Annotated in this window: 19 protein-coding genes; all 19 read left to right on the top strand. The window is 29.3% G+C overall.

The window, feature by feature from the left end; translation table 4 throughout:
- The first annotated feature begins 103 nt into the window (after positions 1-103).
- Positions 104-673: a Holliday junction branch migration protein RuvA gene (ruvA, locus tag S100390_RS03045; RefSeq protein ID WP_070406820.1), complete on the top strand. Its 570-nt coding sequence runs from the start codon at positions 104-106 to the stop codon at positions 671-673.
- Positions 660-1,604, top strand: a complete 945-nt coding sequence (gene ruvB / locus S100390_RS03040) for a Holliday junction branch migration DNA helicase RuvB (RefSeq protein ID WP_070406819.1) — start codon at positions 660-662, stop codon at positions 1,602-1,604. The genes ruvA and ruvB overlap by 14 nt, the downstream gene beginning before the upstream one ends.
- A gap of 62 nt (positions 1,605-1,666) precedes the next feature.
- Complete coding sequence (locus S100390_RS03035; protein WP_070406818.1) at positions 1,667-1,957, top strand: hypothetical protein; 291 nt, start codon at positions 1,667-1,669, stop codon at positions 1,955-1,957.
- A 68-nt stretch (positions 1,958-2,025) separates the two neighbouring features.
- A complete protein-coding gene (locus tag S100390_RS03030; protein ID WP_070406817.1) occupies positions 2,026-5,172 on the top strand; it encodes a protein translocase SecDF, variant type in 3,147 nt (1,048 codons plus the stop codon).
- Positions 5,173-5,202: 30 nt separating this feature from the next.
- Entirely contained in the window at positions 5,203-5,721 is a 519-nt protein-coding gene (locus S100390_RS03025) for an adenine phosphoribosyltransferase (protein ID WP_070406816.1), read from the top strand.
- 45 nt (positions 5,722-5,766) lie between these two features.
- Positions 5,767-8,016, top strand: coding sequence for a RelA/SpoT family protein (locus tag S100390_RS03020; protein WP_070406815.1), 2,250 nt, complete (start codon positions 5,767-5,769; stop codon positions 8,014-8,016).
- Positions 8,017-8,105: 89 nt separating this feature from the next.
- On the top strand, positions 8,106-9,332 hold the full coding sequence (gene scm1, locus S100390_RS03015) for a motility-associated protein Scm1 (protein ID WP_070406814.1): 1,227 nt from the start codon (positions 8,106-8,108) through the stop codon (positions 9,330-9,332).
- Between the two features lie 95 nt (positions 9,333-9,427).
- Positions 9,428-12,178 (top strand): alanine--tRNA ligase, encoded by a 2,751-nt coding sequence (gene alaS, locus S100390_RS03010; protein WP_070406813.1) that lies wholly within the window; start codon positions 9,428-9,430, stop codon positions 12,176-12,178.
- Positions 12,171-12,590 (top strand): Holliday junction resolvase RuvX, encoded by a 420-nt coding sequence (gene ruvX / locus S100390_RS03005; protein ID WP_070406812.1) that lies wholly within the window; start codon positions 12,171-12,173, stop codon positions 12,588-12,590. Before alaS ends, ruvX begins: the two co-directional genes overlap by 8 nt.
- Before the next feature lie 125 nt (positions 12,591-12,715).
- Positions 12,716-14,728, top strand: a complete 2,013-nt coding sequence (locus S100390_RS03000; protein WP_156768778.1) for a hypothetical protein — start codon at positions 12,716-12,718, stop codon at positions 14,726-14,728.
- A gap of 13 nt (positions 14,729-14,741) precedes the next feature.
- Positions 14,742-15,329, top strand: a complete 588-nt coding sequence (locus S100390_RS02995) for a hypothetical protein (protein WP_070406810.1) — start codon at positions 14,742-14,744, stop codon at positions 15,327-15,329.
- A gap of 154 nt (positions 15,330-15,483) precedes the next feature.
- A complete protein-coding gene (locus S100390_RS02990; protein ID WP_070406809.1) occupies positions 15,484-17,121 on the top strand; it encodes a hypothetical protein in 1,638 nt (545 codons plus the stop codon).
- Between the two features lie 75 nt (positions 17,122-17,196).
- Positions 17,197-17,649, top strand: coding sequence for a hypothetical protein (locus S100390_RS02985; protein WP_070406808.1), 453 nt, complete (start codon positions 17,197-17,199; stop codon positions 17,647-17,649).
- A 40-nt stretch (positions 17,650-17,689) separates the two neighbouring features.
- The gene (locus S100390_RS02980) at positions 17,690-18,355 is read left to right on the top strand and encodes a hypothetical protein (protein ID WP_070406807.1); all 666 of its coding nucleotides are present in this window, start codon (positions 17,690-17,692) and stop codon (positions 18,353-18,355) included.
- A 15-nt stretch (positions 18,356-18,370) separates the two neighbouring features.
- The gene (locus S100390_RS02975) at positions 18,371-18,751 is read left to right on the top strand and encodes a transcription antitermination factor NusB (RefSeq protein WP_070406806.1); all 381 of its coding nucleotides are present in this window, start codon (positions 18,371-18,373) and stop codon (positions 18,749-18,751) included.
- Between the two features lie 143 nt (positions 18,752-18,894).
- On the top strand, positions 18,895-20,499 hold the full coding sequence (locus tag S100390_RS02970) for an ABC transporter ATP-binding protein/permease (protein WP_070406805.1): 1,605 nt from the start codon (positions 18,895-18,897) through the stop codon (positions 20,497-20,499).
- A 146-nt stretch (positions 20,500-20,645) separates the two neighbouring features.
- Positions 20,646-21,713 (top strand): glycosyl hydrolase family 18 protein, encoded by a 1,068-nt coding sequence (locus S100390_RS02965; protein ID WP_070406804.1) that lies wholly within the window; start codon positions 20,646-20,648, stop codon positions 21,711-21,713.
- Between the two features lie 233 nt (positions 21,714-21,946).
- Positions 21,947-22,168 (top strand): lipoprotein, encoded by a 222-nt coding sequence (locus tag S100390_RS05480; protein ID WP_197490505.1) that lies wholly within the window; start codon positions 21,947-21,949, stop codon positions 22,166-22,168.
- The gene (locus S100390_RS02960; RefSeq protein WP_070406803.1) at positions 22,092-22,454 is read left to right on the top strand and encodes a hypothetical protein; all 363 of its coding nucleotides are present in this window, start codon (positions 22,092-22,094) and stop codon (positions 22,452-22,454) included. The genes S100390_RS05480 and S100390_RS02960 overlap by 77 nt, the downstream gene beginning before the upstream one ends.
- Positions 22,455-22,478: the final 24 nt, after the last annotated feature.

The raw sequence follows: 22,478 nt of genomic DNA, 5'->3' as shown, positions 1-22,478 counted from the left end.
ACAAAATATTAAAAAATAAAAAAACTCATTTATTATGAGTTTTTTTATTTTAAAAAAGGATTTTTCTAACTAACAAAGTTAATTTAAAATAGGGGATGATAATATGTATGATTTTATTTGTGGCACTATTTATCAGTTTAATGATAATGTGCTTTGCTTAGAACAAAATAATTATGGGTATGAAATTTATTTAGTTACAAATAAAAGACTGAATTTTAAGAAGGCAACTCAAATTAAAATGTATACTTTGTTAAAGTATGAGAATGATATGTGTTTTCAGTGATTTGGGTTTTTAGATTTAGCGACAAAGAAAATTTTTGGCGACTTATTAACTGTTCCAACAATTGGTGTTAAAACCGCAGTTAAAGTATTACAACAAATTAGTGTTGAAGATTTATTAATGCTTATTCAACAAAATAATATTGTTGAAATTGAAAAATTACAGGGATTAAAGACACATAGTGTTCGATTATTATTACATACTTTACAAAAAATTTATTTTAAAAAAAATTATAATAATCTTCAAAATAAAGTAATTAGTTGCTTAAAAGAATTGGGTTATCCGTTGACTGTTATTTATTCTGCAATTAATAGTGTTAATTCGGTTCCAACTAAACTTGACCAATATTTAAAACTAGTTTTATTTAGAATTAGTCAAAATGATACAGTTTAATTTTCACCCGGTTAATTTTGACAGTTATATTGGTCAAGCAAATATTAAAATGAATTTAAAAATTATGTTAGCAGCTAGTCAAAAGCAGCAACTACCATTAAAACATATGTTATTTGTTGGCAATAGTGGTGTTGGAAAAACTAGTTTAGCACATTTAATCAAAACTTCGTTACAACAAAAACTATTACTTTTACATGGCCCAAATTTGCAAAAACCAAGTGATTTAATTAGTTCTTTAATGCAGGTAAAAGCATTTAATTTAGTTTTTATTGATGAGGTTCATGCAATTAGTCGTGAGGTTGCTGAAATTTTATACCCGGTTTTAGATGATAACTGTTTAAACTTATTGTTGGGAAAAGATTATAATACAAAAAATGTTGTTTTACCGTTACCATTTTTTACCTTGGTAGCAGCAACAACATTACTATATCAAGTGCCACAACCATTATTAAATCGTTTTACAACAATTTTTCATTTTGATGAATATACTAATGATGATATGCAACAAATTTTAAATAATTTGTTTTTAAAAGTAGGAATAAAATTATCATTAGAGGAACTAGTTTTTTTAGCTAGTTATAGTCGAAATAATCCACGTGCCGCTCTAAAATTATTTTATCGGATTTATGACTATTTATTAGTAACCCCACAACTGATAAAATTAAAATTTTTACAAGAAATTTTAAATAATTTAAAGGTTTATCAAGATGGTTTAGAATGAGGAGAAGTAAATTACTTAAAACAAATTTATCTTCTTTTTCAGACACAACCAGTTGGGTTAAGCACCTTAAGTCAAGTTTTATCCGAACCATTGCTAACAATTACAAATATTTTAGAACCTTTCTTGTTAAAAAAAGGTTATTTAGTAAAAACATCGCGTGGACGGGTTTTAACAAATAAAGCAGTGGAATTTTTAAAAAATATTACATAATTTACTTAATTTTTTTGAGAAGTCGGTTATAATAATAATTGGAACTAAGGTAAGGTGTAAAAATGAGCCACAATCATAAAAAGGAACAAGAACAAATTGCAAATTATGCCTGTAAAATGATTAGTTTAAAAGCAGTTGATTTAAGATTATCTAATCCAAATATCACGGAACAAGATGTTGCAGATTATTTAATAAAGATGATTTTAGTCGATAAAACAATTATTGATGTTAGTGAAGTAGCTTATTATATCTTTAATATCAAGATTAATCGGATGATTGAATTTATGAATAATCAAAAAATTACTGCGGCTGATTTATCCTTAGAAGATTTTAAAGATATGTTTATTAAATAATAAAATTAAACAACTAATAGTGTACAATATATAAAGAAAAGTTTTAAAATAGAACAGTGGTGTAAAACGTGAAGAAAAACGAACAAATTACAACAATTAAAGAACCAAAAAATAAAAAGGCAATTAGCAAATTAATTATTCGCATTGGAACTTTGATTGTTTTAATTGTTGCAATGATTGTTGGTGCTTATTTTTCAGCTGATAGTTTTCGTTATTCATATAAAACTGGAATTGCTTATTCAGGTGGATATCAAGTTCAGGTTAATGTTTTAGATAAAAATGATCCTAATTTTTCACCAGATACACCAAATGGTGATAGTAAAAAAGGATTGGATTTATTACGTAATAAATTAGATCCATTATCAAATCAAAATTTATATTTACAAACATTAGGTCGCAGCGCTGTTGAAGTTGTTGTTGGAAAAGATATGTTTAAATCTTATAATGCTTTGAGCAAAGTAATTCAACGCTTAGGAGCAATTTACTTAACAGATAGTAAAGGAAAAGACTTACTAGTTGGTGATAACAATGGAACAAAAGAACGAACACCATTAAGTGATGTTATTTCAGGTTCAACAACAGGGGTTGATCAAAATCGTCGCCCAATTATTACTTTAAAAATTAAAGATCAAGCAAAATGAGATAGTATTATTAATAGTTTAAAACCATCAGAAGGTGGGGGTCAAGCACAACCATTGTATATTTGAACTGATATTGGTCAATTTATTGATGATTTACGTCATGATACTGAAAATATTCCAGCAATTGCAACTGTTTTTAATGCTGAAATTCGTAGTAAAGTTTCGGCGAGTGATTGAAGTAATATTTATCAAATTTTTAATGTTGAATATTATGATGCTGGAACTTCACAACTTCGCACTGGTAATTTACTAGATTTAGCTTTAAGTTATCCAATTTCGCAAGTTCAAACTTGAATGGAAGATGCCCGTTTTCGTTTTACTTCTGTACCACTCGACAGGTTATTAATTGACCCAAATGATAAAACAGCAACAACAAATCAGTTTATTGATCCGTTACGACCATATTTACAAACAATTATTGAATATAATACTGCATTAACAGATTTATATAAAGAACATATCATTAATTGAAATTCAATTAAACTTGGGACAGGAGCTGCTGAAAATTCAAATCAAATTACAACTTCAACTGAAACTGAATCTCGTCAAATTAGTAATTTAATTAATGGGGGCTTAAGTGGTTTAGAGTTTGTTATTCGTGGTTATCGTGAAATTCCACCTGTTGTTTCAGCTAGTGTTTTTAAAATTTCTTTAATCATTTTAGGAGTATTAGTATTAGCAATCTTCGTTGTTTTATTAGTTTATTATCGTTTATTTGGTTTTATTGCAATTTTAACGTTATTGTTTACAATAATTGCAACATTATATTTTTCTTCGCTATTGAAAGTTCAAATTTCGCCAGAAAGTATTGCGGCATTAATGATTGCATTTGGTTTAGCACTTGAAGGAAACTTGTTATTCTTTTCACGGTATAAACGTGAGCGGTACGAAAATCAAATTCCATTTGAACCGGCAATGAAAATTGCTAATAAACAAACAATTGCGGTCTTTATTGATGCATTAGTAGTTTTAATTATTTTAGGATTATCATTGTTTTGATTAGGAACAAATAATATTAATTCATTTGCCACAATTTTACTAGTTGGATTAATTATTTCCATTGTAATGGTATTTGCTGTTGCGCGTTTAATGTACTGAATTGTTATTAAATTACGTTGACAAGAAAAACACCCTTGATTAGATGTTTCACGTTTTTCATTATGAAAATTATTCATGAAAAAAAGAGTTGCACTAACAACAGCACCAGACGCATTAGCTGCTAGTGCTCAATTGCAAATGCCAGAAACAAGTGAACCTGTCATAGCAGCGAATGATAATGTTGCAACTGTAATACCAAAAAAAGGAAAGCAATATAAAGTAGGAAAGTGAACATTTTATAATATTACAAAATGAACACCAGTCGTTGGAATTATTTTATTAATTGTTGCGTTAGCAATTGCTTTTGCTGGAAAAGCAAATGTTGCTAATTCAATTAAGCCAGGAATTAATTTTACGATTAATCAAGATTTATGAGGAACGAATAACGATGAAACAGCAATTGCAAAGTTATCAACGCAATTAGAAAGTATTCGCAAAACAGCGCGTTATAATTTTAGTTACAATATTTATATTCTTAAAAAACAAGAAAGTGGCGTTAATAACCGAATTTTAGTTGTTAGTACCAATATTACAAAGGGGACTTTTGAACGAGAATTGTTAACAGCCATTGCATCATTTTATAATGCAACCCCCGATGACCCTTCATTAGCATTGCAACAGACTGATCCGGTTATGGAAGGCTATATTCTAAAAAATGCCGCAATTAGTATTGGTGTTGGATTAGCATGTATCTTTGTTTATACTTTATTCCGTTTAGACTGAGCGCAATTTGTAGGAATGGTTTTAGCTAGTTTATTTGCTTTAGTCACAACTATTGCAATTGCAATTATTACTCAAGTATTAATTACTTTTGAAATGTCAATCGCATTCTTAGCAATTTTTGGTTTTGCAATTGCCTTTGCAACAATGGTAATGGTTCGGGCAAAACAAAATAAAAAAGCGATTAATATTCGTGAATATGAAACATTTTTCACCTATATGTCAGAGCACCGTTCACAAATTAAACGTTTACGTCGGGCACATAAAGCTTATTATCAAGAAGAATTAAAGAAATTAGCAATCAAACATCCTGAATTAACCTTACGAGAAATTAAAAAACAATATCATGATCAATTAAAACGAACACAATTAGCGGCAAAAGATATTAAAAGTAAAAATAATAAAGTAATTCGTGAAGTTCGTAAAGACTTTAGAGTTTATAATTATGAACATAACTTTTTGCAAAAAGTTGCTAATATTACGATTAAACAAATGCTACAACATTGTTTGACACTAGGAATTATGTTTGCAGTTTTATTAATTACTTTAGCTGCTTTTTCAGGAACATGGTTTGGCTTTAATATTGTGATTTTAATTGGTTTAATTGCTGGAATGTTTGCAACATTATTTGTTGGAATTCCAATTTGAGTAGCCTTAGAAAAATATCGGGCTTTAAATAAAATCCGTGTTAAAAATTATTTAGATTCACAACGTGTTGAAATTGATGAACAAACTGTGATTGGTATTAATGATTAAATTATTAACCAAGAAAGGTATTTTGAAAAAATGGAACTAAAAAACTTTATTGTTGACATTCCTAATTATCCAAAACCAGGGGTTATTTTTCGGGACATTACACCAATTTTAAATAATCCTTCTGTTTTTAAAATGGTTGTTGATCAATTGGCAGCTTATGCAATTACACAACAAGCAACGGTGATTATTGCTCCAGAAGCACGTGGGTTCTTATTTGGACCAGCAGTTAGTTATGCTGCAAACTTGCGTTTTGTTCCGGTTCGAAAACCGGGGAAATTACCGCGCCAAGTTGTTAGCGCTAAGTATAGTTATGAGTATGCGACTAATCAGTTAGAAATGCATGTTGAAGATTTAAAACAAAATGATCGTGTCTTAATTGTTGATGATGTTTTAGCAACAGGAGGAACAGCACAAGCAATTTGTCAACTTGTTCAAAATAAACAGGCAACAATTGTTGGATTAGCCTTTGTTGTTGATTTAACATATTTAAATGGTAAAAAAGATTTAGGTGGATATCCAATTAAAACCCTGATTGAATATTCAGCTTAATCGGTATATAATTATAATTAGTATAAAGAAAAGGGGTTGTTTATAGTGGATCGGGATATTAAATACGAAGAGGTCTTAGCCCAAATTAAGTTGTACATCAAAGATGCGACAACATTAAAAGAAATTCAGAAAGCATATGAATATGCAGAAGAAAAACATCAAGGCCAAGTTCGTAATAGCGGAATACCATATATTAATCATCCATTATGAACAACCTTTTTTTTGGCACAATGACGAATGGGACCAAAAACATTAATTGCAGGATTATTGCATGATGTTTTAGAAGATACCCCAGCTACATTTGAAGAGTTACAAGAACGGTTTGGAATTGAAATTGCTAATTTAGTTGAAGGAGTAACAAAAGTTAGTTATTTTGCGAAAGAAAACCGAACACAAATTAAGGCACAATATTTACGTAAATTATATTTATCAATGGCAAAAGATATTCGTGTTATTATTATTAAGTTAGCAGATCGGTTACATAATTTAAAAACAATTGGTTATTTAAAACCAGAACGTCAGCAAATTATTGCCCGCGAAAGTTTAGAAATTTATTCAGCAATTGCCCATCGGTTAGGAATGAAGGCTGTTAAACAGGAAATTGAAGATATTAGTTTTAAAATTATTAATCCGGTTCAATATAATAAAATTGTTTCGTTGCTAGAATCAAGTAATAAAGCACGCGAAAATACTATTAATCAAAAAATTGAAGAATTAAAACAAATCTTAATTACTGAAAAAAAAATGTCAGTCAAAGTATATGGTCGGAGCAAATCAATTTATTCAATTTATCGTAAAATGAATCAATTTGGAAAAAACTTTGATGATATTCATGATATTTTAGCAGTTCGCATTATTACAAATAGTGTTGATGAATGTTATAAAGTATTAGGATTTGTCCACCAACATTATACTCCGTTAAATAATCGTTTTAAAGATTATATTGCAACTCCAAAACATAATTTATATCAATCATTACATACAACAATTGCAGCTGATGATGGTGTTATTTTTGAAGTGCAAATTCGAACTGAAGAAATGGATGAGTTAGCAGAACAAGGAGTTGCTGCTCATTGACGTTATAAAGAAGGCGAAAATTATGATATTGCTAAAAAACAAAAAGATATTGATGATCGCTTAGATATTTTTAAACGAATTTTGGATTTAGAAAATATTTCCGTGCAAGAACGAGATGAAATTCAACAAGAAGTTTATAAACCTGATCAATTAATGGAAGAGATTATTCAAAATGACATTTTTTCTTCGTTAATTTATGTTTTAACGCCAAACGGGAAAGTAGTTACGTTGCCATTTGGTTCAACGGTGCTTGATTTTGCCTATAAAATTCACTCTGAAATTGGAGAGAAAACAATTGGGGCTAAAATCAATGGTTTATTCTCTCCAATTTCAACAGTTTTAAAATCAGGAGATGTTGTTGACATTAAAACAGCGGCGACTCAAAAGCCAAATCATTCTTGGCTAGTGGTTGCTAAAACATCATCAGCATTACAAAAAATTAAAAAATATTTAAAAAAAGAACTAGCAGAAGCAACCAATGATACAAAATCAATTAACCTAGAAAAAATTAAACAAACAAAAGGACAAATTGAAGAGTACATTGCTAAAAAAGATTTAAAATGAAAATTAGTTGATTCAGAAACGCAACTAGAACGATTGCATGCGATTAACTATAATAATATTGAAGATTTTTTATTAGATGTTGCTAACGATGAATACACGTTGGAAGAAGCAATTAATTTAATTTATTTAGATCAAGCAACAAGTCAGAATGAAAAAATTCTAAAAAAACTACAAGACAAACAATATAAAAAAGCCCAGTTAAAAGATGATATTATTGTGCAAGGAATTTCAAGTATTAAGGTTGTGATTTCACAATGTTGTTTGCCATTGCCATATGAAGAAATTACAGGGTATGTTTCAAAAGCAGAAGGAATTAAAGTACATTTAAAAACTTGTCGTAATTTACAAAGCAGTGAAAAACAAGAACGACAAGTGGAAGTTAGTTGAAATGAAGCGGTTTGTAAAAATAAACAGTATGATTGTGCAATTCGGATTGAAGCAATTGATCGTCCCGCTTTGTTAGTTGATGTCACAAAAGTGTTAAGTCATTTAAATGCTTCAGTTCAAATGATGACAGCTAATATTTCTAGTGATTTAATGAATATTACCATTAAGACAATTATTAAAATTAGTAATGCTGATCGATTTCAACAAATTCGTTCGTCGTTGTTAGCAATTCCCGATATTAAAATTGTGGAACGAGTTATGATGTAACAACAACTTTGGAACACAAACACTATATACGGTTATTAGTTTTCTTGGTATAATAAAGATACCTAAGAAAATAGAAAATGGAGGAAGTTATGACAATAAAGTCTTGGCTAAAATTTAGTAGCATATGATTTTTAGCAGGAATTGTAATTATTATGGCCGGAGCAGTTGTTCCAACTTTAAACCAACAGGTAGGTGCGTTAAAAGAAGAAATTATTAAATCATTAAGTGTTAATGGTTTGACACCCAATCCTTTAGAAAGTTTAAAAGGTGATAGTGCTTATAATATTTTAAATTTTTTATTATCATATGGATCATTTCAAGCAATTTTTAGTTTGGATGGTTTTGGTCTTTTTAAATTTTGAGTAATTGATTTATATATTTTTGTTCCTATTTTAAGTGTGTTTGCTGTTGGGACAGCAATTTTTGTTGTTGTTTTACTAACAAATGCAACTGCTGCGCATTGAAAATGGAATGCTCGCTTGTTAGTTGGAAAAATTTTAACAATAGGAGGAGGGATTACATTATATGTTGCTTTATTCCTAGGGTTATTTTTAGTTGCAATTGCTGATAATTCAAATTTTGTTAATGGACAAGAAAAAAATTGATATAATTTAACAAACGGTGGTTTAGTAACATGAACTAATAATGTTCAGTATCAACCAAATGTTTTTTCCGTGTTAGGATTAAGTATTAATCAAACTGGTTTAAGTACCTTCTTAGCACAAGCGCCTGGAGTTTTACAAGTTGGGGCGGTTTTCATTATTTTCATTGCCCCAATTGCGGTTGCAATCTTAACGGTTGGTTTAGCAATTCGGATTGCAATTGAATTATTATTACCATCGTCATCAAGCCATCGTGGTGGTCTTGGAGCAAGTTTTGTCCAATGATTAGGATATATTAATATTTCTTCTCGTCGTGAATTACGTAAACGATTAGGAAGCAATATTGGGATGATTTTATTAATGATTGGTTTTCTTGTTGTTATGATTTTTCCAGCCTTTACTTCAACAACTCATTATGTGACAGCCAATTGAGTTATTTTAGGAATTGCGATTGTGTTAATGATTATTAGTTTTATTCCGCTTTATTTTATGCTCTTTTGTTTAGCTCGTTTACAAGAATTTTCTTATAATTTACTAATGTTTATACAAATGTTGACATGATTAGTGATTGGTTTAATTTGACAAATTTTAATGTGAACTGAGTTTACACAATATTTTCAATATCCAGCAGTGGTACCAGTTATTATGCTTTTCTTCTTTATTAACATTCTATTAGTTTCATTTTATTTACTAGTTCGTGGTTATCGAAAATAAGAATTGGTCTTTAACTTCTTTGAAATAAAGAAGTTTTTTTCTTTTCGTATGCTATAATTCTATTAATTAATTATTAAAAAGAAGGGAAAGTTAGGATGACAAAACTTACAGCAAATGCGATTCGAAAAATGTGGTTAGATTTTTTTCGGAGTAAAGATCATTACGAATTGCCATCAGTATCATTAATTCCCGTTGATGATCCATCATTATTATGAATTAATTCCGGGGTGGCAACATTAAAACCATATTTTGATGGTCGAAAAACACCGCCAGCACCACGGTTAACAAATTCACAAAAATCAATTCGGACAAATGATATTGAGAATGTAGGACATACGGCCCGTCATCATACGTTATTTGAAATGTTAGGTAACTTTTCAATTGGTGATTATTTTAAAAAGGAAGCAATTGTTTATGCTTGAGAATTTTTAACTGATAAAAAATGAATTGGATTTAGTCCTGACAAATTATATGTTACTGTTTATAAAGATGACCAAGAAGCATATGAGGTTTGACATAATGTTATAGGGTTAAGTCCTGAACGAATTATTAAGGGGGATAAAGATACTAATTTTTGAGAAATTGGAGAAGGGCCATGTGGACCAAATACCGAAATTTTTTATGATCGCGGTGAAAAATATGACCCTGAACATGTTGGGATAAGGTTATTACAAGAAGACCTAGAAAATGATCGTTATTTAGAAGTTTGAAATATTGTTTTTTCTCAATACAATAATAATGGGGATGGAACTTATACCGATTTACCGCGAAAAAACATTGATACGGGGGCTGGATTAGAACGAATTACTTCTATTATTCAAGAAACACCAACTAATTTTGAAACAGATTTATTTATGCCCATTATTAAAGCAGTTGAAAAATTAGTGCAGGGGAAATATCATTATGATCAAACCGCATTGTTTACTAGTGATGCGCATCAAATTAAAATTAATACAGCGTTTAAAGTAATTGCTGATCATTTACGAGCAGTAACATTTGCAATTGCGGATGGTGCTTTTCCGGGTAACAAGGATCGTGGTTATGTTATTCGTCGGTTAATTCGTCGTGCTAGTCTATATGGAAAAAAATTAGGATTAGAACAACCATTTTTATACCAATTAGTACAAACAGTAATTACCATTATGAGTGAATATTATACTTATTTAATTGAGAAACAACCAATTATTGAACAAGCTGTTTTAGATGAAGAAAATAAATTTTTAAAAACATTAGAACAAGGGAACAAATTATTTAACGAAGTTAAAACAAAGTATGGAATAATTTCAAAAGAACATGCCTTTCGCTTATTTGAAAGTTACGGTTTTCCAATTGAATTAATTGTTGAAGAAGCTCACGAGGCAGGAATAAAAGTTGACCGAACTGGTTTTGAAGAATTATTAGCAAATGCAAAAGAAATTTCACGAACCAATCGTAAAGATATTAAAGCAATTCATTTACAAAGTGAACTTTTTACGCAGTTAGATGTTGTTAGTAAATTTGTTGGTTATGAACATGAACAAGTTAATAATACAGAAATTGTTTTTATGTTCGCAAATGATCAGCCAGTTTCTGAATTAACAAATACAACGGGATATCTTATTTTAGCAGAAACACCTTTTTATGCAGAAAAGGGTGGGCAAGCAACCGACCGTGGTTTAATCTTAAAAGATAATAACACTGCTTATGTCTTAGATGTACAACAAGGACCAAATAAACAACACTTGCATTTTGTAAGAGTGGAAGGAACTTTAAAAAGTGGTGATTTAGTAAATGCTTCAATTGATAGTGATCGTCGATTTTATACGCGTAAAAACCATTCTGGAACGCATCTAATTCATGCAGCATTACGAGAAGTATTAGGAACCCATGTTATGCAAACTGGTTCTTATAATGATGATGAACGATTGCGAATTGATATTACCCATAATCAACCAATTATTCCTGAAGAAATTATGGCTGTTGAAGCGTCCGTAAGAAAAGCTATTCGTGCGGCAATTCCTTGTGAAATAATTTATACTGATATGCAAACAGCACTAGAAGTACATCAAGCATTAGCTTTCTTTACTGAAAAATATGATGAAGAAGTACGAATTATTAAATTTGGAACTTATTCATGTGAGCTTTGTGGAGGAACGCATGTTGCTAATTCACAAGATGTCGAAGATTTATTAGTAACTGGAATTGAATCAAAAGGGGTAGGAACCTTTCGAATTCATGCCATTACATCAAATAGAACAATTGCTAGTTATTTAAATGAACAATTTCTAAAAGAAAAAACAGAGGCAATTAATTATTTTGAAAAATATAATCAAGGAAAAGCAGTTTTAACTAATCAAGAGTTAGAGCAAATTTGAAACCAAATTAGTAATTTAACTGTTTCAAAAGAAAACTGAAAATTATTAAAACAATTAGTAAATCAATTTAAAGAGAGTTTTAAACATTGACAAAAACAATATGATAATGTTATTATGCAAGATTTTGTGAAGCAATATCATGCTTTACCATTGCAAGAAAAAAATGGCATTCAAGTTTTGACTTATCAATTTCCAACAAAAGTTGATGTTAATGCTTTGAAAGTATTAATTGATGATTATAAAGCACGGTATTCTAATATTTTAATTTTTTTTGTTGATATTACTGATTCAACCCAACAAAAATTAGTGGTTGGTGTTAGTGATACTTTACATGATCGTTACCAAGCGGGACGTATTATTCAACAACTAAATTCATTACTTGATGGCAAGGGGGGAGGAAACAACAGCGTGGCACAAAGTGGTTTCAAAAATAAAACTATTATTGCAGAATTGCTGGCCGACCCACTGTTGTTTTTACAACAACATGGCTAAATATTATTTAGGAATTGACTTAGGGACAAAAACATTAGGACTTGCCACAAGTCATGGCGTGATCGCAACAAGTTATGGTGTTTATCAATTTTCTGATCATGATTTTTTAAATGCAGCACAATATTTAGCAACCTTAATTGCAAATGAAAAGATTACTGATATTGTAATTGGTTATCCTAAAAATATGAATAATACAATTGGACCACGAGCAATCATGGTGGATGAATTCATTGCTTTATTAAAACCAATGTTAAGTGTTATTATTGAGATTCACTTAATTGATGAACGTTTAACAACACGACAAGCACATCAAATTATGTTAGAAGCTAATTTATCGCGGCAAAAGCGAAAAAGTAAAAAAGATAGTTTAGCAGCACAATTAATTTTAGAAACATTTCTTCAACAAAAATAAAAGAGAACTTCTCTTTTATTTTTTAATTAATTATCATACAAGTATCGATAGAAAAAGCAAGAAAAAAATGATATAATTTTATGGAAAGCATTTTACTTATGGTTATAAATAAAATTGAGGTAAAGATGATGGCTAAGAAGAAACTAAATGAAACAAAACAACTACAAGAAGTTAACAACAGTTTAAAAATGAAGGTTAATGAAACAACTGTTATTAAAGCTTTAACAAAAGCTTGAAAAAAATCAGAACCGTATTTAAAGTTAATGACAGAATATGAAACATTAAATGCAACTAGTACGGTTGATTGAGATAATCGTTATGAAAAAGAATACGAAAAATTTATCAAAGCAGTTCTGGGAGAAAATGTTAACTTTAAAAAAACAACAACTAAAAAAGCATCAAGACCAATAGAAAAAATAAAAACAACAGCGAGTAAAAAAAGTAATATGGGATTAAATCCCGGACAATTAGATCTTTTAGCAAAACGAAAACTATATCGTTCAGAAGATTTATTTCCAGCCCGAGTGGTAAGAGGATACCAAGAATCACAAGAAGCAATTGAATCAGAATTAAAAGAACCACGAGAAAGTTTTTTAAATAATAATATTAATGCATTGGCAGTTGATCAAAAAGAAAAAGAAGTAGGATTAATTTCAACAGTCAACCTTACTTTTGAAACAGAAGATGATAATTTGGCGGTTGAAAATATAACCGGAAAATCAACACCAAAAGAAGTTGAAGATTTAATTAGAAAATTAAATCCAAATCAACAACGTTTAATTCGGCAACGGAATGAACAATATGGTCGCTATCATAGTGAACGAGAAAAAAACATTTCTGAACATCATGATGAATATACTGGTGAAATATTAAAAACTTTTAATAACCAAGTTAAAGAACATGCAAAGAGTTGAGGTTTAAATCAAAATCAAATTGAATTATTAGCACGACGTGATGCGACGAATCATGATGAACATCCTTACTTAAATCGAGCCCGAGGTGTGTATCATCCTGAAGAAGACTACTCTCGTGTAAATAGTGATGTTAAACCACGCTCTCTTGATGAAATTAAAGAACAAATGAATTTAAGTAAAAACCAATTAGAATTATTGTCTCGTCGTGATTCACATCCGTCAGAATGAAAACAATATATGAAAGAAATTACTTTGTCGAAGGATGATAATGAAGAAAAAGTTGTGATTGATCCAGAAAATGTTATTAAAAAACGTAATCAAATGGTGCAAGAAAGTTTATCTCGTAGTTTAGGAAAAACAAAAAAACAAATTGGGGGTAAATATATTCGAAATTTCATCACTGATGAGCCACAACGAAAACCAATTTTTAAAACAGATCTTTATTTAGACACAGCAATTACTAATCAAATTAGACCATTGTTTGTTAAAGCAATTCAGAAACCAAAACCAACAGTTTTATCAAAATTTGTAACTACTAACGTAATGTCAAATCCAGCAAATACCTCATTTTCAGCGCCAAGTAGTAATAACTTAACACAATTAAATGGTGCAGCAAAAGAAAGTACACCAAATAAGACAACAGTTCTTCCTGCAATGTCACCGCAAGAAAAATATATTTCAACAGTTGATCCTAAAAAACGACCTAATTTAAAAAAACTAAAATTTGGTAATAATTACGAAGAAAAAAGAATGAAAAAACTAGATGTCATAACAATGACGAAAGAACAACTTTCATTAGATAATATGAAAATAAAAAAAGATGCTAATGAGAAAGCACGATTAATTGATTTAACATTATATACTCAAAAAGAGTTAAAAGATTATCAGATTAACTATCTTGATCCAACAAAAACACCTGATTTAACAATAAATTTAGCAGGAAACCAATATACTTTTGCTGGTTATCATCCTCGCGAAATTCGTGAAATTGAACGACAACAATTAGAACAACTTCATGAACGATTAGTAAAAGAAAAATTAATTCAAAAGAATATTCGTAAAGAAGTACGCTATCAAAAAAAACTGCGTCATCGAAAAATTAAACCAAAACCATTACCACAGATTTTAATTAATAAATATCTTGCAGAAGGAAAAAAAGTTGTTAATGGTTTTTTAGTTGACTCAGTAGAAGATAAAACTGGCGAGGAGCATCAAAAAAAATAGTGAGGGAATAATAATGGGAGCAAAACAAACAACATTACCAACAGCAGATTTAATTCGAAAATATTTTGATGAAGTTGTTACGTCAAGTGGGATTGATCCGCAAAAACGACCAGATGTTGTTCTTCAATGAGCGCAAGAAAAAGAGCTCTGAGCACAAGAAACTGATGCTAAAATGCAACAACAATTGTTACAAGTGTTAAAAATTAATCAAAAAGTTCAAGCGCAACAGTTGCATCGTCAACAAGAATTAATTTTGCGTGATTTGCAACAATCACGACTAGTCGAACTAAAAAAACGAGAAGAATATTTAGCAACATTAGCAAAGCCAGTTAAACTACCAAAGATAAATAAAAAAATACTTAATAGTGAGATTGAAGCAAAAGATTCACTTCCAAAATCATTTTTTGCAAAAGATAACAAAATGACACCTTCCTATGAAGAAGATAATTATGGCACAATTTTAATGCGCGAAATTGGACAAGCGTTAGCTAATGAATATGAGATATATCATCCGGTGCAAATTGAAAAACCAATTAAGCAAGGGGTTGTTCCGAAAATAACAAAATGACAGCGGTTAATTTATAAAAAAGGTCTCAAATAAAGGTGATAGAGTTTAATTAAAATAATGAAATAATATTATAAATAATTTATTAAAAAAAGCAAGGTTTTTTGCTAAAACTATTTAAAAAAGTTTAAAAATTTTATATAATATATATATGTATTAAAAATGAGAAAGCAAATAAGAGGATTAAAAAATGGCAAAAGAAAAAGACTCAGAAACTGTTGTCGTTACTCGTGCTAATTATGGTAGCATTGTTGATTCAGAACGAGATGCAGCAGAACTAATGGATAAAAAATTAACTCCAGCAACAATTAAAGTTTTATTAAGACAATTAGATGAAAATAGCCCAGAGTATCAAGCATTAAAACAAAAATATTTAACTGAAGTTGTTGGAACCAAAAAAAAGGGAGTTATTCGTTTAAAAGATAAAGATAATGCTTGAGAAGAACAAAAAAATAAAAGTAAATTCATTGATTATAGTTATCGTAGTGACAAAGAAATTCCAGTTTTTGCAAGATTAAACAATCATAAAGCAAAACAAGCAGCTAGTAAAAAACCAGCAGCAAAAGTGAAGCAGCCACTTCAGCAAGATATCCTAATTTCAACACCATTAGATCAACCAAAAACTAATAAAACTGTTAGTAGAACAAAAAGGTCTGCTAAAAATGCCATTCCGAAAACAACTAATTTAATTAAACCACCGTTAAAAGACAGTGAATTAATTAATGATCAATTTAATACTTTCTCGAATTGAAATAGTTTAGATGTTGATCGTGTAAAAACAAAATTAGGGTCATCAGAACCAGAAACAAACGAAATGAAAACAATTATTCGGCGAACTGAAACAGAAGAAGTAACAACAATTCGTCGTGATTTACGCCCAATTTTAGCCCACCAGATTTCACAAATAAAACAAAATGGGTTATCAGTTGTTGACTTTGTTGTTGATTCTGATGATAAAATTGAAATTGAAAAAGGGGACGAAGAAATCCTTGTTCGCTTAATTAAACAAAATCAAGTTGAAATTAACTTAAATGAATTTGCGGCAAGAGATATTGTACCACCAAAACCAAAACCAGTTAAAATAATTCGTACTGCTGAAGATCCATTATCAATGGAAGAACGATTAATTTTACGGTTAGAAAATAAGGCACGTTTTTATAAATTAAATGCGGAAGAACAAACACAATTAGAACATTTAAAAGAAACATTTGCTTTTAAAACAAAGCAAAAAAAGAATAAAAAAGAAAGTCCTGCACTAAAAGCAAAGAACAAAAAAGGAGAAACCTCAACAATGGACTTTGCTAATGAACAAGCAGAATTACTGAGTGAAGATCGTTATAAAAAAACAAATTATAATCATCAGTATGATGAGAAGAAACGACCTAATATTGATCAACGTTTAGTCTATGAACAAAAAATGTTGCAGTATTTATTAGAAGTTCGACAACAATATGAACAAGGTTATAATCGCCAAATTTCACAAGAATTAGCTGATTTTAACCGGGCAATCAATTTATCACGAACAATTAAAACAAATGATGATAAATTAAATGCGGCAATTTTAGAAAATCGTAATAAATCAATTGCGCTGTTACGAAAACATGTTATGTTATTAAACCAGAAGCAATATGCTGAAATTAAGTTGTTAGATAAACAAGTTCTTAAATATAAAAACACAAAAGGAAATATTGAAGAGTTTATTAAACGCCAAAAAGAATTTCAACGATTATTACGAATTCGTGACGAAGTGAAAGAAAATCGCCAAGCTTTAATTGAATCATTACGAGTGCAAGCACAATTGATGCAAGAAGCACGGAACAACAAATAACGTATTAATTATCAACTCGTTAACTATCAACCAAAATTAGCAATAAAAGAGAGATAGAAGAGGAGGTAACGAGAAATGATAAGAGATATTAAAACCGGACATTTATATTTTTTACATAATGGGAAAATTATTTGTATTGATCGAATGCATAAAAATCAAATGTTTTTTGCTGGCAATGAACAAGATTATAATCATTATCTTAGTTATAATGTTTATACCGAAGATAATGTCGCAAACTCCCCGAGTAAAAATGACTTTATTTTATTACGAAATGTTAAGTTACATGGGAAATTATTGTATTTATATCCAAAAGAAATTAGGTTTTTAAAGTTAGCAGAAATTAAAGCACCATTATTACTTAATGGCATTCATGTTCGTGTTCATGAAAAAACATTTGATTATCAAGAAGCATTAACACGGAAAGACAACGATGTTTTAATTGAACAGCTAATTGCTGAAGATGAAATACAATATCGTTATCAACATCAAAAACGAACTAGTCACTTTTGACATCGTAAGAAACCGTAGGTTTCTTTTTTACTTAATTTAAGAGAAAGGAGGGGAAATAATGTTAACTCATAAGAATCAACATTATTTAACAAAAATTCGTCAGGAATTAGGATTACCAGCGTTAAATTGAAAACAAGAATTAAAATTAGAGCAATATCGTTATTTTGATAAAATTATTGAACGATATGTTAAAACGGTTAATTATATGTGATATTTTAAAAATGTTGCTTTTTATGATGATGTTAGCAAAATAACATATTATTTTCCCCGGTTAATTTTAACTCGTAAGAATCTTTATTTTCTAAAAATACAAACATTAAATGGGTCAGTTAGTACAACAATGGCAGCCCCAGTGTGAGAACAAAATAATACTTTAATTACTTCTCCCGTTGTAACACAACAATTCATGATTAATCGAATGATGAAAATGATTAATGCGAAACAATTCTTACGAACAGCAACCATTAATTTGGTTGTCATTAATAGTAAAGAACCATTTACAATAACAGATGCTAAAAATTATAATAATATTCAAATAATTAATCAACAAGAATATCATTGAAGTGATATAATAAAACATATTGAAAAGAACGATGATTTAACAAATGATCTCTTAGCTGATGAAACAATTTTAATGTTACATCATTTATTTGGAGTTCATAGTCATCGTCATAATTCTCGGTTACAAAAACGAAGTTTATTTTGTTTATATCACTATATTTAAAAAGGAGTATGTCACATGTCAAAACGCCAAGAACGGATTAATATTATTAATTTGTTATATCGTCATTTTATTTTGCAACATGATGTTTTAACAACAAAACAAGAGGCTTATGATTTTTCACAAGTTGTAACAACTAGCATTGAATCAGAACAAATTGATGATATTTTAGGTAATTTAACAACAATTATTGGGCTTATTAATCAACATTTAAAATCAGGATGAAGTTTTGAACGATTAAGTAATTATCATAAAGCTGTTTTAGTGTATGGTGTTTATGCAATTCATTATCAAGGATTAGCAAAGGCAATTGTTATTAATGAAAGTTTAGAAATTCTAAAACTTTATAGTGAAGATACTGATTTTAGTTATATTAATTCAGTTTTAGATCAAATTTAATGTTTTTATCTATCTGATAAAATAAAAAGTCATAAATCAACGAAAAAAAGGTAAGGTTATGCTTTTTTTTTTTTTTTTTGATAAAATAAACAAGCATATTTATTAATTAAAATTGAATAAATATAGCTAGGAAAGGGGAAACTATGAAGCAAACAGTTGTAAAAGAACGCAAAGCGATTGATGCGTCCAAACCGTTAGTTGAAGTAATTGATGTTACAAAAAAGTACAAAAATAAAGTTGCTTTAAATAATGTTAATTTAGTTATTAATCCTGGTGATCGAATTGGGGTTATTGGTGCTAATGGAAGTGGGAAGTCAACGTTAAGTGAAATTATTGGTGGGATTCGGCATGCAACGGCCGGAAAAGTAGTTCGTCAAGAAAACTTAACCATTGGTCTTCAGTTCCAAGAATCAAAATATCCAATTGGAATTTCAGTTATGGATATGATTAAATACTATTTAAATACATTTAATATTCCAATGACTGATAGTCAGTTACGAGAATTATTACGGACATATCAACTAATTGGAATGGAAAACAAATTTGTCGAAGGACTTTCTGGGGGACAACAACAACGGTTAAATATCTTATTGTCAGTAATCCATGACCCAGACTTAGTTATTTTAGATGAAATTTCAACCGGGTTAGATATTGAGGTTCGGTCAGAAATTTTTCATTTTTTACGCGAGAACATTGTTGAAAAAGGAAAAGCAATGTTTTTAGTAACCCATATGATGAGTGAAGTTGAAGAATTTTGTGAAAAATATATTTATGTTCATAATGGTGAAATTAAAGAGGCCGGAATGGTCAAAGATATTGTAAAAAAATATGGTTCAGTTCATAACTTTACTTGACAAATGTTTGAACAAAACAAGAAAACTGATTTAGATCAGCAATTTCAAAAAATGGTCAAACAAAGCAAGCAAAGCACACGGGTAAATAAAGTCGATAAATGAATTTGCGATGGTCGTGTTCGTGGTAAAAACAAACCATTAATTGACTTAATGTTAAAATACTATTATAAAGGATTCTTTGTACCATTCTTTTTAATTGTATATCCTATTTTATTATTATTTTTAAACGGATTTGCTTTTAAACAATTAAATGACAATCCAGGGCAAAATATTCATACTTTAGTTGGTTCAATTGCTATGGTACAAGCAATGTCGGTGGGAATTTTTATTATTCCACAAACAATTTTAGAATTTAAAAATAGTGTTTTAATGAAGCGAATTGGAGCAACAAATATTAAACCAGTTTTCTTTGTTTTATCAGTAATGTTCGTTGGATTAATTTTTATTATTATATCGTTTTTGTGAACATTATTATGAGCAGGAATTTTCTTTGGACCAAGTTTTGGTTGAAAAGAAGTTGCGGCGCCAAATCACTTTGGACCAGCAGTTCCGTTTGTTGTGTTAGTTTTTATTTCAACAATTTCATTAGGAATGATGTTATCTTCAATTTTTAAATCAACAACCTCATTTATTGCTGGGTCAAATGTTATTTTTATGCCGATTGCCTTCTTAAGTGGGGCTTTTATTCCAGCAGAATTAATTAATGGTAGTGATGTATTGAAGTATGTTACTTATATTAACCCATTTAAATATACAATGGATCCCTTCTTAAAAGCATGAAGTGGACAAGATTTTGTTTTTACACCAACTTATGGTATTTATCTGGGGGTTTCGTTAGGCTTAATTGGAGCCTATATTGGAGTTGCTGGTTGAAAACTACGTTGACAAGCATAAAACAACAAAACTTTCTATTGTAAGTAAATAATTATAATCTTTCTTATTTTAAAAAGATTTTATTATTTACTTTTTTATTTTTCCTTAGTAAAATTAAGGTAGGGAAAGCCACTGAAAATACTATACAATGAAAGGATATGATCATTATGAATGGTTTAATATCATTAATGAGTACATTGACGTTAGTTACAAGTGCTCCGTTATCATTAGCAAATAGTAATTTTACTACTTATCATAATTCGCAAGAACACAAACCAATTTTAGTTGGTTACTGACATAACTGAGATAATGGTGCTGGATATCAAGGCGGGACCGCCAAATATATTGATTTAGTTGATGTTAATCAGGAATATGATTTTATTAATGTTTCATTTATGAAATCATATAAAACTGGTGAAATTCCAACTTTTATTCCAGAAGTACCACATAAACCGCACTTTACGCAAGATGAAAAAAATGATTATTTTGCTAATCAAGTTCAATTAGTACAAGAGCGTGGACAAAAAGTTATTTTATCATTAGGTGGTGCTGATGCACATATTTCTTTAAAATCTGATGACGAACTAGCTTTTACTCAAGAAATTAGAAAGTTAGTAAGTATGTTTGGGTTTGATGGAATTGATATTGATTTAGAACAATCAGCAATTAGTGCTGGAGAAAATGAGGATATTATTCCTAGAGTTTTAGTGCTTCTTAAAAATTATTATGCAGAGTTCTATAACAAAGAATTTTTAATTACAATGGCACCAGAATTTCCATATTTACGAACAAGTGCAGGTCAAGGAAAATATTTACCATATTTGCGAGGTTTAAGTATACACCTTGATTTTATTGCTCCACAATTTTATAATCAAGCTGGGGATGGAGTTAATGTTCCAATTGAAGAACAAGAAGCATTAGGTTTTAATGGTTGATGGTTGACACAAAATGATACCAAATATAAAGCAGAATTCTTATATTTAATTGCAAAATATATTGTGCAAGGAAAAGATAATTTTTTTCAAATTCCAGCCAACCAATTATTATGAGGATTACCAGCAAACAATGATGCAGCAGCAAATGGTCAAATTAAAGCTCAGGATATTAAAAAAGCAACTGACTTATTAAAAGAACAAAACATTTATTTAAAAGGAATGATGACTTGATCAGTTAACTGAGATGCAGTTACAGATTGAGAGTTTGTTAAAACATATCAAAATGAATTTTATCGATAGAATATTAGTAAACTACTAATTAATATATCATTAATAGGAACCCGAAAATTGGGTTCTTTTTATGTTATTTGTTTTTTATAACTGTGTTTCTAAAATGCTTAAACTGATAAATGAAAAATAAAAGTTAATATCAAGGGTTTTATATTTATGTTATAATTTGAGATGAAAGAACGTGATTTGATTATTAATTAGACACAATTTACTAATAGAAATATTTTAGGAAGGAAAATAAAATGAAAAAAATTCTTGCAATATTAGGGATTTTTGGTTTAACTGCCACTAGTGTAATGCCTGTTATGGCTTGTAAAAATACTGATGAAACAATCAAAGGATTAAAAGCAACTATTTTTAGTACAAAGTTATATTGTGCTAAAAGTGATGACGAAGTATCTGCCATTATTTTGTATACTTTTTTTTATAAATGCTTTAACTGAAGTACAACAAAAAGAAATTAGTAATAAGGAGGAAACAGCATTTTTTATTTTTGGATTTAGTTTTAACTATAAATTAGGAGAGGATGTCAGTTTTCCATTAAAGGAAGGTGATAAAATCACCATTACGATTACTAAAAAAACTACTGATAAAGAGATTAATGCTAGTTTAATAGCACTAACTGGTAAAGAATTATCAGTTGAAGAATTGAAGACTGTAAAAAAATATCAAGAATATGTTTCAGGAAGCAAGTTTTCAGCTGAAATTACAGTTGTGGAACCACCCGAAGATGAACAAAATAATCATTAATTATAAAAATAATGGATAAAAAAC

This window comes from Spiroplasma sp. NBRC 100390, assembly GCF_001886495.1.
GTDB lineage: Bacteria > Bacillota_I > Bacilli_A > Mycoplasmatales > Mycoplasmataceae > Spiroplasma.
This window is presented reverse-complemented; position numbering and strand designations above follow the sequence as displayed.